The 14126-nt window shown below is 58.2% G+C and carries 15 protein-coding genes; 2 read left to right on the forward strand and 13 right to left on the reverse strand.

All coding sequences use genetic code 11. The annotated features are described in order from the left end of the window. Nucleotides 1–44 precede the first annotated feature (44 nt). Nucleotides 45–1310 (forward strand): lactonase family protein, encoded by a 1266-nt coding sequence (locus JAO29_RS17965; protein WP_334269639.1) that lies wholly within the window; start codon nt 45–47, stop codon nt 1308–1310. A 54-nt stretch (nt 1311–1364) separates the two neighbouring features. Here the strand turns inward: JAO29_RS17965 and JAO29_RS17970 are convergent, their stop codons facing one another. From JAO29_RS17970 to acpS, 13 genes are all read right to left on the reverse strand, one after another. Continuing rightward, on the reverse strand, nt 1365–2504 hold the full coding sequence (locus JAO29_RS17970) for an acyltransferase family protein (RefSeq protein WP_334269640.1): 1140 nt from the start codon (nt 2502–2504) through the stop codon (nt 1365–1367). Nucleotides 2505–2571: 67 nt separating this feature from the next. Continuing rightward, nucleotides 2572–3276 carry a UMP kinase gene (pyrH, locus tag JAO29_RS17975; RefSeq protein ID WP_334269641.1) on the reverse strand — a complete coding sequence of 235 codons (705 nt, stop codon included), beginning with the start codon at nt 3274–3276 and terminating at the stop codon, nt 2572–2574. A 707-nt stretch (nt 3277–3983) separates the two neighbouring features. Continuing rightward, nucleotides 3984–4829: a M12 family metallopeptidase gene (locus tag JAO29_RS17980; RefSeq protein WP_334269642.1), complete on the reverse strand. Its 846-nt coding sequence runs from the start codon at nt 4827–4829 to the stop codon at nt 3984–3986. A 180-nt stretch (nt 4830–5009) separates the two neighbouring features. Continuing rightward, a complete protein-coding gene (locus tag JAO29_RS17985; protein ID WP_334269643.1) occupies nt 5010–6896 on the reverse strand; it encodes a RecQ family ATP-dependent DNA helicase in 1887 nt (628 codons plus the stop codon). A 168-nt stretch (nt 6897–7064) separates the two neighbouring features. Beyond that, entirely contained in the window at nt 7065–7436 is a 372-nt protein-coding gene (locus JAO29_RS17990) for a hypothetical protein (RefSeq protein ID WP_334269644.1), read from the reverse strand. A 116-nt stretch (nt 7437–7552) separates the two neighbouring features. Next, nucleotides 7553–7705, reverse strand: coding sequence for a hypothetical protein (locus JAO29_RS17995; RefSeq protein ID WP_334269645.1), 153 nt, complete (start codon nt 7703–7705; stop codon nt 7553–7555). Continuing rightward, nucleotides 7698–8435: a cytochrome c biogenesis protein CcsA gene (gene ccsA, locus JAO29_RS18000; RefSeq protein ID WP_334269646.1), complete on the reverse strand. Its 738-nt coding sequence runs from the start codon at nt 8433–8435 to the stop codon at nt 7698–7700. The genes JAO29_RS17995 and ccsA overlap by 8 nt, the downstream gene beginning before the upstream one ends. A gap of 253 nt (nt 8436–8688) precedes the next feature. Continuing rightward, complete coding sequence (locus tag JAO29_RS18005) at nt 8689–9609, reverse strand: transporter (protein ID WP_334269647.1); 921 nt, start codon at nt 9607–9609, stop codon at nt 8689–8691. 106 nt (nt 9610–9715) lie between these two features. Next, nucleotides 9716–10378, reverse strand: coding sequence for a translation elongation factor Ts (gene tsf / locus JAO29_RS18010; RefSeq protein ID WP_334269648.1), 663 nt, complete (start codon nt 10376–10378; stop codon nt 9716–9718). A gap of 137 nt (nt 10379–10515) precedes the next feature. Continuing rightward, nucleotides 10516–11433 carry a 30S ribosomal protein S2 gene (gene rpsB / locus JAO29_RS18015; RefSeq protein ID WP_334269649.1) on the reverse strand — a complete coding sequence of 306 codons (918 nt, stop codon included), beginning with the start codon at nt 11431–11433 and terminating at the stop codon, nt 10516–10518. A gap of 226 nt (nt 11434–11659) precedes the next feature. Continuing rightward, nucleotides 11660–12055: a 30S ribosomal protein S9 gene (gene rpsI / locus JAO29_RS18020; RefSeq protein WP_334269650.1), complete on the reverse strand. Its 396-nt coding sequence runs from the start codon at nt 12053–12055 to the stop codon at nt 11660–11662. A 135-nt stretch (nt 12056–12190) separates the two neighbouring features. Further along, the gene (gene rplM / locus JAO29_RS18025; protein ID WP_334269651.1) at nt 12191–12625 is read right to left on the reverse strand and encodes a 50S ribosomal protein L13; all 435 of its coding nucleotides are present in this window, start codon (nt 12623–12625) and stop codon (nt 12191–12193) included. Between the two features lie 536 nt (nt 12626–13161). Further along, nucleotides 13162–13551 (reverse strand): holo-ACP synthase, encoded by a 390-nt coding sequence (gene acpS / locus JAO29_RS18030; RefSeq protein WP_334269652.1) that lies wholly within the window; start codon nt 13549–13551, stop codon nt 13162–13164. A gap of 87 nt (nt 13552–13638) precedes the next feature. On the opposite strand from acpS, the gene JAO29_RS18035 reads away from it, so the two are divergent. Next, nucleotides 13639–14040, forward strand: coding sequence for a hypothetical protein (locus tag JAO29_RS18035; protein ID WP_334269653.1), 402 nt, complete (start codon nt 13639–13641; stop codon nt 14038–14040). The last annotated feature ends 86 nt before the right edge of the window (nt 14041–14126 follow it).

The raw sequence follows: 14126 nt of genomic DNA on the forward strand, positions 1-14126 counted from the left end.
AGAATGATGCAAGGCGGTGCGATCCCGCCGGATGAAGGAAAAGGATGAGCTTGACAGGAAAGATCTTTGATTCGACGCCCGGAGAGAAGACCGCCGCGTCTTCCAGAAAGTCTTCGGTGATTTCACGGATCGCTTCGGCGTTGCTGCTGACCGGTGCATTGGGCCTAACTGCCTGTACGCGTGACTACACGGTCGCATACGTCTATGCAACCGCCGCAGGTGCAGGCATCAATGAATATGGTGTGGACTACCAGTCCGGCGCTCTTGTTCCGATCGCCGGATCACCAGTCGCCGCCGGTAACAATCCGGTTAAGATCATTGCTTCCCCCGACGGTCTCAATATCTATGTTCTCAACCAGAACGACTCCACTATTCAGCAGTTTGTCGTTGACTCAGGAAGCGGCAAACTGACGTCGAAGAACACCTACGCGACGGGATCCCATCCGACGTCGATGGCCATAGATCCGGCCAGCAAGTTCCTCTATGTTACGTTCACCTATCAGGCCGGATATTCGGCTCAGAATCCCGGGCCCGGTGGTGTAGATATCTTCCCGGTCAGTTCCGATTACTCGCTGGGCAATCCCACTGTCCAGGTGCTTGGGAATAACCCCGTCGACGTAAACGTTACGAACTTCAACCAGTACGTCTATATTCTCGATGCGGAGCCGGCTACCACCTCAGGTTCTGCCGTGGGATGGATTCTGGCGTTCTCCGAGAACAGCAGCACAGGCGGCTTGACTCCCATCGGGAACACTAAACTTTCAGTGGACAGCACCGGAAAATCCGTTGCGACTGGATATGGAGCGGGAACCAGCCCCAGCGCTATCGCCTCTGATCCGGCATCACGCTTTCTCTACGTGACCGACCGTGCGACCAATCAGCTCTACGGCAACATCATCATCTCGGGTGGTCTGCTGCAGCCCATGCAGAACTCTCCGTTTGCGACCGGTCTGCTCCCGGTTGCGGTGACCGTTGATCCACGTGGAAAGTACTTGTTCGTTGCAAACTACAACGCAAACACCGTCAGCGCGTATGCGATCGACCAGCCAACCGGTGCCCCCAGCGCCTCCGTCGGATCCAGCTCTACCACAGTAGGTACCGGACCGAACTGTCTCTCGATCGAGCCGGCACTTGGCATCTACATGTACAGCGCTAATAGCCTGGACAACACGACGAGCGGCCTGAAGCTTGACTCACACAATGGCGGACTGCAGAACGTGCAGAACACGCCATTTCCGGCCAGCGGAACTCCCACCTGCGTCGTAGCAGTTGCCAATGGATCGCACGCAACCCAGGTCGTGAATCCCTAGCAGCATGTAGGACAATTCACAGCAACAGGCCTCGCTTCGGCGAGGCCTTTGCTTTCAAGCGGCCTTCTGACGCGAAGATGGAGGGAAGCGGTCGAGGATCGCCCTGCGAACGGGGTTCTCGAAGAACTTGTAGATGACAACCGAGATCGCAATGAGAGCCGCATAGGAGATCCACGGATCGAAGGCGGCAACGTGAAGACGCTCCGGCAGATGATGATCGTGGATCAGAAGGTAGACATTGAAGTGAAGCAGGTAAAGACAGTAGCTGCTCTCTCCTACAAGCAACAGCGGGCCCCAGGAGAAGATCCTTGAGATTGCATGCCGTCCGCTGAGACCGAAGACCAGGGCGGCGAAGAGCGGTAATAGAAGTCCGCCATGCAGAATCAGGTACGGAACTCTCTCAGACATCAGAAAGAAGAACAGCCCCAGCCCGCTCAGCGCAACCGCTGCAATCAACATCCGTCTGCGCTCCGAGAGGACAGTCGTTAGCTGCAGGCGCGATAGCGCGATTCCAGATAAGAATGTGGGCGCATAGGGCAGCGGAGTGTACTTCAAAAATCGGATGAACGTTGTTGACGTGTATCGGTCGACAGGGCCGGAGAGATGATCCGGGTTCAGCAACAGATAAAAGACGACCGGACTGAGATCGACAACCCAGAAGACAAGGATCGTGAGGATCAGGCGCGACGGCTTGCGCGGCCACGGAAGCAGGATCAGCCAGGGAAAAAGGAGATAAAAGGCCATCTCGCACGAGAGCGTCCAGGCGACGGTGTTCCAGAAGGTCGCCAGCGACGGACTCCATCCCTGCAGCAGCAGCGGGGTCAGGATGAGACCCTGCCAGAACTCTGTCGGGGATCTCGAGTGCCATTCCAGCTGGAGCATCGGAAACGAGATCAGCAGGACGAGCAGATAGACAGGATAGAGCCGCGAGAAGCGAGCCATCCAGAAGTCCCGCTTTACGAGACTACGACCGCGATCGAAGTAGTTATAGGAGAGAACGAATCCTGAGATCAGAAAGAATACGTTGACGAAGACAAACCCATGTTCGACAAAAGGCCGAAGCGGCCCGAGATAGGGCGGTGTGAAGTGGAACAGGACGATGTTGAAGGCGAGCAGGGTGCGGATACCCGTAAGCGCCGGCAGGGGAGGTTTGCGTGCTGGTTTGACCAGCGGTGTCGCTGCTGTGGAGGCCAAAGTGTCGAAGTCCTGTTTGTTGGAACGCGATTCCGAGGCATTTGATGCGGAAAAAGCGGAGCTGGCCTCAGGCCGTGACCAGGGAACCGATCTTTTCTCCGGAGACAACCTTCACGATATTGCCCTGCTCGCGCATGCTGAAGACCATCATCGGCATGTTGTTGTCGCGGCATAGCGAGACGGCGGTCGTATCCATCACGCCCAGGTTGCGGCGAAGAATGTCGTTATAGGTGATCTGTTCGAAGCGGGTCGCTTCAGGATCTTTTTTAGGATCGGCTGTGTAGATGCCGTCGACCGAGGTGGCCTTCAAAAGAATGTCTGCCCTGATCTCCATGGCGCGCAGGGCGGCAGCAGTATCGGTCGAGAAATATGGGTTTCCGGTTCCGGCGGCGAAGACGACGATGCGGCCTTTCTCAAAGTGGCGGATGGCGCGACGGCGAATATAGGGCTCGCTGACCTGGTGCATCTCGATGGCGCTCATCACGCGACAGAAGATTCCGCGCTTTTCGATGGCGTCCTGCAGGGCGATTGCGTTGATGACGGTCGACAGCATTCCCATGTGGTCGGCGGCGACGCGATCCATGTCGATGGCCTGCTGGGCGACTCCGCGGAAGAAGTTTCCTCCTCCGACGACGATCCCGATCTGACAGCCGAGAGCGTGTACGGCTGCTATCTCTTCGGCTACTTTGTGGATAAAGACCGCATCGATACCGAAGCCCCGGCCGGCGGCCAGAGCTTCTCCTGAGATTTTGAGGAGGACTCTTTTGTACATGTCAGACTCAAGTATCGCATGCTGGGGATGACGCCAAGGAAGCACGCATCATGGCTGCCGCTGGCTCATCCGTCCACGGCCACACCTCCCATACAAATTTGTGCAATATCTTCCAACGAAAGGACTTAGCCTTGGACCTCTTTCGTAAAATATTGAAAGTAAGGTATTTACCTGTAAAATATTCATAATGCGGGGCTTAGTTGCCAGATACTTCCGTAGTTATTACTCAACTCACTTTCTTTTTCCAGCTACATTTAGGGTAACAAGAGGGCGAGAACAAATCGGCACTGCTAAGCCGCTCATTCTGAAAGAGATCCTTCCATCTGCTCCTTGACAGAACCAGAGTCTTAAATGTCCTGCTTCATCGTGACCAAGGCTCCCAGGAGCAACAGGATCAGCGCCGCCACCAGAAATCCTGCGATGGGAAGCAGGGCGTAGGTGCTGGTCCAGAGCATAAAGTTTTCTCCGGAAGGCAGATCTACCTATACGCCACGTGCGATTGTCCTGGAATGTGGAGGACATGTGCGAGCGAACTGCAGATCCTTCGACTGCGCTCCTCGCCATAAAGCTGCGAGAGGGCTTTCGCTCAGGGTGACACCTCCAGTCCAGACTAGACAGTCAGGCCTCGAGTGGTCGTGTACCGGAGGCCCGGAAGCGCCTTTCGTAAGTTCGTTCCCGAGCCTTAGAACGGTCTGCCGCAGGTGGAATTATGTCTTCGGGTACATCTCGGAGATCATCTTCTTATCGCTCTTCGAGAGTGCTGTATTGAGCTGAGTTCCTTTGTGGTCGGTGAAGAGGGAAGCATCGAACTGGTAGAGCATGATGGATTTCGGATCGAACATCGTGGCGCTGATCCCTTTGGGTGAGTACTTCTCAAGGATGTTGGAGTCGATGTCGGCCTTGCTCCAGTTGTTGGGCGGACCGGAGAAGGCCTTGTAGACGGCATCGATGTTCCACTTGAGGTCTTCCTTCGGGCTCTGGTGCTCGTGGATGCAACCGAGGGCGTGGCCGAACTCGTGCACGACGACACGCTCATACTCCTGGTCGTCGGTGATGTCGGTGAGCCAGCCGTAGTTCATGGTGGGCTGGTCTTTCGGAAAGTAGCCGGTGACGAGGCAGTCCTTCCCTACAGCAGACCAGGAGCCGGGGTCGGCTTTGAAGGAGATGCGGATCTCCGCGTCTGGATCGTTGCCGAAGTTGACCTTGACGTTGGCATACTTCTCCCACAGCTTGGCTTTCTGCTGGACCTTGGATCGCTGCGTGGGAGAGCCATCGAGAAAGCGACAGCGCAGGGTATGGCCGTTATCCCACTTTTTGAGGTTGATGAGCGCCATGCGTGTGCGGTGCACGATCTCGTTGGCGTCCAGATCCGGACGAGCGCCGAAGGTCTCCCGGTTGGTGATGTGGGCTCCGGTGGGCTGGCCTTTGGCTTCGAGGTGCTTGCCGACTGCGGCAGTGAACGCAGACATAGCGGCGTGGTGGGCTTTGCCCCCGTCGGGCTGCTGCTCAGGAGGAACGATGCGGTCGAAACAGATTTTTGGGTGGGTGCTCATGGGGTGCCTTCCAAGACTGACATTGGGGCCGGACGCCATGCGCAGGTAGGAGGTGCTGCGATGAGAGTTCGTGAACCGGGAGGCTAAAGCACTGGACGCTGCCGGAGAGCAGCGCTGGCGTCAGAGAGAATCTACTCCCCGCGACGGTAGGCCGGCAAGCGGATATCGGCGCGGAGAGATTCAGCGTGCAGCAGAGAGGAAGCTGGTGCGGATGCGCTTTTTTCCGGCCTTTGCGAACTGGACCAGAACGTCGTCCTGGTGAATGTCGATCACTGTGCCTGTGCCGAAGCGACGGTGCCGCACGGTCTCTCCTGGATGAAAGCGGGGAGGAGCCTGGGGCGTGGGAAGAGTCTCGGGTGCTGTGGTGACGATGGTCCCGAATTTGGTCTCGATTTCGGTGATCTGCTTTGCCGGTTGTGACTGCGTCTCTGCGGCTTCGCTGGGAGTGCTGGAGCGAGTTGCCGTAGAAGATGTCTGGAGATTGCGGTGGCAGTTGTCACATCGCTTGCAGGGCTCTCCCTCCGGATCTGCGAAATAGCGACGGATGGTCTGGGTACGACAGTCAACCGTCTCGGCGTAGTGCATCATGATGGCGAGACGGTCTTTGTCGTTAACTGCGCGTTCTTCGTAGCTGCGGAGAAGATCTTCGAGCGCGGTATCGGAGGGTGGCTCCGCTGCATTGCCGAGGTAGCCGCGACGCGAATGACGAACGAGACCGGCTTCGCCGAGAAGATGAAGGATGACCTGGGTTCGACGCTGGCCAACCCCGCTCGCCTCAGAGATGGCGGCGACGCTGAGAGGCTGGTGAGGAGCTTGCGAAGAGTCGTTGCCGTGGCGCGACGGTAGAGCTTCCATTACGGAACGAAGCTCCGCTAGATGAGGATAGCGGCCGGAGAGGAAGTAGCTCTGGATGCGCTTGTCCTCAAGCCGGTAGAGGAGGACGGCGCGGCTGGGAAGGCCATCGCGCCCGGCGCGACCCGCCTCCTGAAAGTAGGTCTCGAGAGAGTCGGGGAACTCGAAGTGAAAGACGAAGCGGATGTCGGGCTTGTCGATTCCGAGGCCGAAGGCCTTCGTAGCGATCATGACCTTGTGATCGCCGCGCATGAACTCTGCCTGCAGGCGTTCGCGCTCGCGTGTGGGCATCTTGCCGTGATAACGAGCGACGGAGATATCGCGCTCTTTGAGGTAGTCGAACAACTCGTTGGCGCTGCGGACGCTGGCGGTGTAGATGATGCCGGAGCCTTGTTCTTCGCCCACCATCGACAGGATGCGGGCGAGCTTGGCTTCATTGTTGACGGTAGGGATGACGGCGAGAGAGAGATTTTCGCGCTCCGTCCCCTCGTTGATGACGAGCGCGTCGGGTATGCGGAGGTTGCTCAGGATCTCATCGATGACGGACTGTGTGGCTGTGGCGGTGAGGGCGAGCACGGGTGGGTCGCCGAGGACTTTGCGCGCCTCGCCGATGTTGAGGTAGGCAGGACGGAAGTCATGTCCCCATTGCGGAATGCAGTGAGCCTCGTCGACGACGAGCAGGCTGATGCCGCCGGCGTTGTTGAGAGAGTGGAGGAAGTCGCGATCCTCAAGTCGCTCGGGCGTAACGTAGATGAGCTGGGGGATGCCCTCGTCGATCATCTCGGCGGCCTGCGCTGCCTGCGAAGAGGTGAGGGTGGAGTCAAGCTTTTCGACGACGATCTCGGCCTGCTCGGCCTTCTGCTGCTGATCCTGCATGAGAGAGATGAGGGGAGAGACGACGATGACGGGGTGCGGAAGCAAAAGAGCGGGAAGCTGATAGGTGAGGGACTTGCCAGAGCCGGTAGGCATGAGGCCGAGCGTGTTGCGGTCGCGAAAGACGGCCTCCATGATCTCGCGCTGACCCGGGCGAAAGCGGGTGATATTGAATCGGTCGCGAGCTTCGCGGGCGATGCGCGCCCAGGGAATGGTAAGAGCGTCGTTACCGGTTCTCCCGCGATGGTGGTCTCCGGAGGACTTTCGAGCTCTGCGTACCTTGGGGCGGCTGGAGAGTGAGGTTGAGGCTTTGACGGAGGCGGAGGGGCTGCTGCTGTTCATTCGAAGAGATCCATCGGTAAGGGTTCAGAGATACCTGAGATGCATTGGTGCGCAAGGAGAGAAACGAAAGGCAGAGAGCTGATGCTCTCTGCCTTCGGGATGTGTCTGAGGAAAGCCAGGGTCTACTGATCGCAGGCGGGTTCGCCGCATGAATCAGGAGCAGAGGATCTACTGGGGCTGCGCGTCTTCAGCCTTCTGCTTGGCGCGCTTGGCGTTGTCCTTAGACTCCATCTTGGTCTCGCGTGTGCGATCTTTTGCCTTGGTCTTCTTCTCGGCGTCGGGATCTACGACCTTCTGGACACCCTCTTTGCTGCGGTCGTAGGCCTTGACCGATGTCTCCTTGGTCTTGTGGGCGGCGACGGTTCCGCCTTCCTTGGTCTTATCGACAGCTGTGTCGGTGCCACTCTTGGTCTTGTCGGCCGCCTTGACGGTGCCTTTTTTGACGGCGTGCCCGGTGTCCTTCGCCGCATTCTTGGTCTCGTGACCGGCGTCCTTTGCGTCCTGCTTGGCGGTCTGAGCGGTGGACATGACTGGCGACATGATCATCGCAAGGGCTAAGGATGGGATGAGCGACGATACTGCGCGGAAGCTTTTCATATTTTTAATTAGTGGCGGAAGAAGGGAAATGGGTTGTTTCAGGCGAGCTCGCTACAGCCTCAGTCGCCTTTACCGCTTTTGATCCAACGGCGGACGGTATAGGCGCCGTATGCAAGTTGAGCCAGCCAGACAACTGAGTAGATCAGCACCAGATTCCGGTGTCCAAGAGGGGTATCAATAGCGGGATCGAAAGGGATGATGGGATTAAACATGGGAGCTTTCCTCGAGAGGGGAGCTCTCGATGAGACGCGTGGCCTCTTGTTGCTGCCGCAGCTGTGTCCTCAACTCGGCCAGGTAGCGGATCGCGACGATGAGAATACCCCACGCGACCCATGCGGCGACGTTCCACAGGGTTGGCTTAAGGATGCTGCCTGCGACGCCGGAGCCCTCGCCACCTCCGAAGACGGGAGCTGGATGCTGGGTTCGCCACCACTGGGTCGACATGTAGACGATGGGCATGTCCGCGAAGCCGAAGATCGCGAGGACAGCGCAGATCGTGGCGCGGGAGCTTCCGGCGAAGAGGTGGCGGGTCATGAGATAGGCGACATAGATCAGCGCCAACATCAGGGTCGTGGTCAATCGCGCGTCCCACGTCCACCAGATACCCCACTCCTCGCGGCCCCACAGTGAGCCCGTGACCATTCCGAGGGTGCAGTAAAGAACACCCATCTCGGCTGTCGCTAGTGCGAGGGCGTCGGCCTTTGTGGCGAGCACGCTGTTCCGATTGCGAAACGTGAGATATGCAATGGAAGCGAGCAGGTTGAGAGGGAGGAAGATCCCTGCGCCGATCCAATTGGGGAAGTGGTAGTAGAAGGCGCGGATCATGTTGCCCTGTTGAGCGTCGGGCGGCGAGGCATAGAGTGCGACAAACAGCCCGTAACCTAGAAGACCTAGTGTGATCAGGAACCATACTCCCAGAAGCAACTTCGCAGTCCGGCTCATATTCACTTTCCTTCGCTATCGACGATAGAGAAAAATGCGCGGAAAAGAAATGAGCCGGGACGCGTCTCAATCGTGGCAGTCATCGCAGCGAGTACAACCTTTCCTCAAACTGAAAGACAGCCGGTCAGAATACTGGTGAACCGGCCAGAGGCCAAAATGTTTCAGCGGCTTTATACAGAAGCGGAGTTAAAGTGTCGATGGGCAATGGTTTGCAAACATACATGTGCCAGAGAGAGGGATTTGGAAATGGCAATCAGGGGTGACCGAACCAAACATACTGCCACCCGCCGGAGATGGTTTTGAACTTCGATCCGACGTTGCCAGTCACGCCCGAGCTATAGCTGACTTTGAAGGAATGTCCTTTGGCGAAGGGATAGGAGAAGGTTGCGCCCAGACGGGAGCTGTTCTGCCTTTGGGTTGGAACTCCGCCGTTAACGGTTGCTGCGCCTCCGGTATACCATGTACCGTCGATTGCCGCCCAGAGGCCACGGCGAATGGTGTAACTCGCGTGTCCCTGAAGTGCCGGGAGAGGATCCTGCGACCGGCGGGAGTGTCCGGGATAGAAGCTTTCATTGGGCGTAAAGAACCAGGCTGCTGCATAGAAATCGAGATCAACTTTTTTGATCGGGTAGGAGATTCCGATCTCCGGTTTGAAGGACCAGCGATTGGTTCCGAGATTGATCAGCTTGGCATTGTTGTACTGTCCTGACGGAGAGGTCATGGTCAGACTGGTGCCGATGATGAAGCGTCGATGCGGACGGCGCGCGAATTCCGCCATCGTCATCGCGGGACTGCCTCGAAGATTGACAGAGAGGCGAGTTCTCACATCTGCGAGGCCTGATGGGGAGACGCTACGTCGCTGATCTCCGACGTCGCCGGAGGCGTTGCCCCAGGCGTATGGGAGCGTGGCGGCGAACAGTGCCTGCTTGCCGAATATCCCGAAGGTGTGCCCCAGTCCGAGAGCAGGCATGTAGAGGGTGGCGTTTGCGTTCGCGATGGGAAGTGTGGGATCGGCAGCGATATCTCCGCTTGACCGGCCGAATCCGATGCCAACGAAGTTTGTGCCGATGGGTGACGCGGAATAGGCACGAGGTTCAAGGTCCTGTGCGGCAGCGGCCGAGATGAGCATCGTCCAGGTGAAGAAGATTCGCGCCGCGTGGACCGAAACGCTCATGCGGAGAATATTCGCACAGAAGCGCCAGAAAACAGACAGCGATGAAGGCGCAATACAAAAGCCCGGACTATAGTCCGGGCTTTTGTGCTTGTTGCTGTGATAACGGTTAGGCGGATGCCTCTTCTGTCGCGCTGGGTGCGGTGGTGGCCACGGTCCAGTTTGGATCGCCTACCTTGAAGCGCGCGAAGCGGCGGACCGAGATGTTCTCGCCGAGCTTGGCGACGCGGGTGGAGATGATCTGCGCGATGGTCTGGGCCTGGTCTTTGATGAAGGGCTGGTCGAGCAGGCAGACCTCTTCGTAGAACTTGCCCATCTTGCCCTCGAGCATCTTCTCGATGATGTTGGCCGGCTTTCCGGACGAGGCAGCCTGGGCGCGGTAGATCTCCTTCTCGCGCTCGATGTCCTCAGGGGTGACGTCCTCGCGGCGAACATAGCGCGGATCGGCAGCGGCGATGTGCATGGCGATATCGCGGAGCAGCTCCTGGAAGTCAGGGGTGCGGGCGACGAAGTCAGACTCGCAGTTCAGCTCGACCAGAACGCCGATCTTTCCGCCTGCATGGATGTAGGTTCCGACAGAACCCTCGTTCGTGGTGCGCGAGGCCTTCTTGGCGGCCGATGCCATACCGCGCTTGCGGAGAACGACGAACGCCTCCTCCATGTCGCCCTTGGCCTCCTGCAGTGCCTTGAGGCAGTCGCCCATTGGGGCGCCGGACTTCTCGCGGAGTTCCTTGACGAGTTTTGCATCAACTTTTACGGCAGTCTCAGACATTGATTGTTCCCTTCGTGGTGTACAGCGTGATTCAGAAAGAGGGGGCGCGGGCTCAATGGACCCGCGCCCCCTTGATGATTCCAGATGGCGGTTACAGCACTGCAAACGCGCGGCTTGAAACCGACCAACTGCGGGGTTTAGGCTCCGGTCTCGGCGACGGCCGTGTCAGGCTCGTCGGCGGAGGCAGCGGCGGGCGCCTTGCGGATGTTGCCGCCAAGAACGGCAGCGAGATCGACGTTTTCGTCCTCGTCGGCGTCGGCAGCGGAGATGGAGGCCTGAACCTCGTTCAGCTCGCTTTCCTCGCCAACGAACTCGGGGGCGACTTCTGCCTGCTGCACGTCGGCCACTTCTTCAGAGAAGGCTCGCTCGGAGACCATCTGAACACCCTCGAAGGCGGAGTCCGCGATCTTGGTGGTGAACAGGCGGATCGCGCGCAGCGCGTCGTCGTTGCCGGGGATGACGTAGTCGACCACGGTCGGATCGCAGTTGGTATCGACCACAGCGACGACCGGGATACCGAGCTTACGGGCCTCGGAGACGGCGATGGCTTCGTTGTTCGAGTCGACGATGAAGAGGGCGTCGGGCAGGCGCTTCATGTTCTTGATGCCGGCAAGATTGGTCGAGAGGTGCTTGCGCTCACGCTCGAGCTTGATGACTTCCTTCTTGGTGAGCAGCTCGTAGCGACCGTCGGTGGACATGTCGTCGAGCTCCTGCAGGCGCTTGACCGACTTCTGCACGGTGACCCAGTTGGTCAGCAGCCCGCCGAGCCAGCGCGAGTTGATGTACGGCATACCGGCGCGGTTGGCTTCCTCAGCTACCGCATCCTGCGCCTGACGCTTGGTTCCGACGAAGAGGATGAGCTTGCCCTGCGAGGTGAGATCGGTGACGAACTTCGACGCGTCCTTGAACATCTTGAGCGTCTTCTGCAGGTCGATGATGTAGATTCCGTTACGCTCGCCGAAGATATATTCCTTCATCTTCGGGTTCCAGCGCTTGGTCTGATGCCCGAAGTGAACGCCAGCTTCGAGCAGTTCTTTCATAGTGATGGTAGCCAAATGAATCTCCTTGGTTAAGGTCTCAGAACGGAGTGCGACGTTTGTTGCCGCAGACCGGGGACCCGGATTTATCCCCCGTAGGGGAGATTGGACTCCTTGCTGCAGGCGACGAACTTCCTGCAGGTGGTGCGAACGGGAGCCGGATCGAGTCGATCAGGCTCCCGCCAAAACTGGGGTTCTCGAAAGAGCGAAGAGCAAAAGGCAAAAGCCTTCGCTGAAGAGCTTTTTATCGCTTCGAGAACTGGAACCGTGCGCGAGCGCCCTTCTGTCCGTACTTCTTGCGCTCCTTGGCGCGCGAATCACGGGTTACGAGGCCTTCGCTCTTGAGCGCCTTGCGGAGCTCGGGGTTGAACTGCATCAGAGCGCGAGCGATGCCGAGTTTGACCGCGTCAGCCTGACCCATGACTCCGCCACCACGAACGGTGGTGATGACGTCGAAGGTCTCGCCGATGTTCTCAATGCCGAGCGAACGCTTGGCGGCAGCGCGCTGCTGCGCTGTGACGAAGTAAACGTCAACGGCCTTCTTGTTGACGATAAAGTTTCCGCTGCCCGGGCGCAGAAAGACGCGCGCGATCGAGCTCTTGCGGCGGCCGGTGCCATAGTACTGGACGAGATCTGCCATATATCCTCTAAATCCTTTTGAACCTCAGGGGCTAAAAGCCCTCTGGTATCGTTCGAACTTTTCCGGCAAGGCTCAAAGCCATGCCCTTAACTCAAAGCCAAACTTCAAAGACCAAACCGCATACGCGGTGCAAGCCTAGGCGGTTGCCTCGAGCGGCTCAGGCTTCTGGGCCAGGTGCGGGTGCTTGTCGCCCTTGTAGACCTTCAGCTTGGTAGCCATCTGGCGACCCATCTTCGACTTGGGCAACATTCCCTTCACTGCCTGCTCGACGATTGCCTCGGGGCGGCGCTCCAACAGCTTGATGAAGGACTCTTCGCGAAGACCACCGGGGAAGCCGGTGTAGCGGCGATAGAGCTTCTGATCAGCCTTAAGGCCCGTAAGAACGATCTTCTCGGCGTTGATGATCACGACATGATCGCCGGTGTCGATGTAGGGCGTGTAGAGCGGGTTGAGCTTGCCGGACAGCACATTTGCTGCCTGGGTGGCGAGGCGGCCAAGCGTCTTGCCGCTGGCATCGAGGAGAAACCATTTGCGCTGAATCTCTTTTGCGCTCGGAATCCTGGTGGACATCGTCTAAGTACTCCTTACTTCTGCCGTCTTCCTTGGTCGGCGTGGTGCGGAAGAATCGTGGAACGGATGGGTACTGCACAGTCTTGTACAACGTGTTACTCAAACTGAGTTCGAGTGAACCGGAAATCGTGTCCAGACACTGGGAGTCGCGAAAGGAGAAGATCTCCCCAAACACGAAAAATCGATCGCCTGGGATTGCGCACAGAGCCTGGTTCGGGGGCCTGAGGTGTGGGTTCTTTGGGGGCAATTATCTGTCCGCCCCGGGTGGATCCACCACGATGTCTCGCCGCTCACTGCGGATAACTGACTGCAGACGTGCAGACGCGAGACTGCGCGAGCTTTTAGAATAGCTTAGGTCTGGAGGGGCGTCAATGACGTTCCTCCGGGAATCCAGCGGGGACTCAGGACAGATTCAGGGAGTTTCCGGCCTGTCCCATCCCCCATGCAGGCACATCCTGGAGACGAGAGGGTATAAGCCGGATCGAACGCCGCCGGACCTCCAGCATGGGGGTTACGGCTCTGCTGATTATAAAGGATTAAGCGGCTCCATCCTCAGCCACCACAACCGCAAAGGCCAGGTCGCGGCCATGGGTCAGGCTCAGCGACAGCTGGCCTATCCCCAATTGACCGGCGATCTCAAGGGCACGCCCTGAAAGGTGCAGCGTCGGTCGTGCCCCGGGACTTCGCCGAACCTCGATCTCTTTCCAACTGATGCCGCGACTGATCCCGGTTCCGAGAGCCTTGGCTCCGGCCTCCTTCGCGGCAAACCGAGCTGCGAAGCTCTCGGCAGCGTGCTTCTTCTTCTGCTGGCAGTAACGAATCTCTCCGGAGGTGAAGATGCGGTCCAGGAAGCGGTCTCCGAATCTCTGGATGCTGTCTTCGATTCGGCTGATCTCGATCATGTCTGTTCCTACGCCAACAATCATCGTCCCGTCCCGATCGAATCCATCGTCACATGACCACCGTACCGCGACTGGCATCACGCTACAACAATTTGATTCCGATGAGAGGGTATGACCTGTTGCTACGGTCGAGGATTGAAGGGACACATGGAGTCGCTCGACATCTTGGGATTCAGCTATGACGAACGCGCTGACGTGCTGCCAGGCCTGCTGGTTGCTCTTGCCGACTGTGGAGGCTGGGTGCTGGACCGGAGGGCGCTGACGACCAATCTGATTGAGCTTCGTGTTGAGGTGCAGCTACGGTCGATCCTCGAACTCTACAGTTCTATTGTAGCGGCCGGTCTTGAGCTGACGCGATCCTCGCATCTGGCTCTAACGGATCTATGTACCTGCCGGAGAAATGTGGCGGATGCGACCGATCTGGGACACGTGCTCACGGTGAAGATGAAGATCAATTTTCTAGAAGAGGTCTCGCTGCACTCACTGCTGGAATCGGGAAGGATCTCGGCCTGATGGAAAAAAGCGGCGATGGGGATCGCCCAATCTAGCCCCATCGCCGAGGCCGGCAGATCGCCGGAGCTACGGGTTAATTTCGGCCT

The organism is Edaphobacter sp. HDX4 (assembly GCF_036877565.1).
GTDB lineage: Bacteria > Acidobacteriota > Terriglobia > Terriglobales > Acidobacteriaceae > Edaphobacter.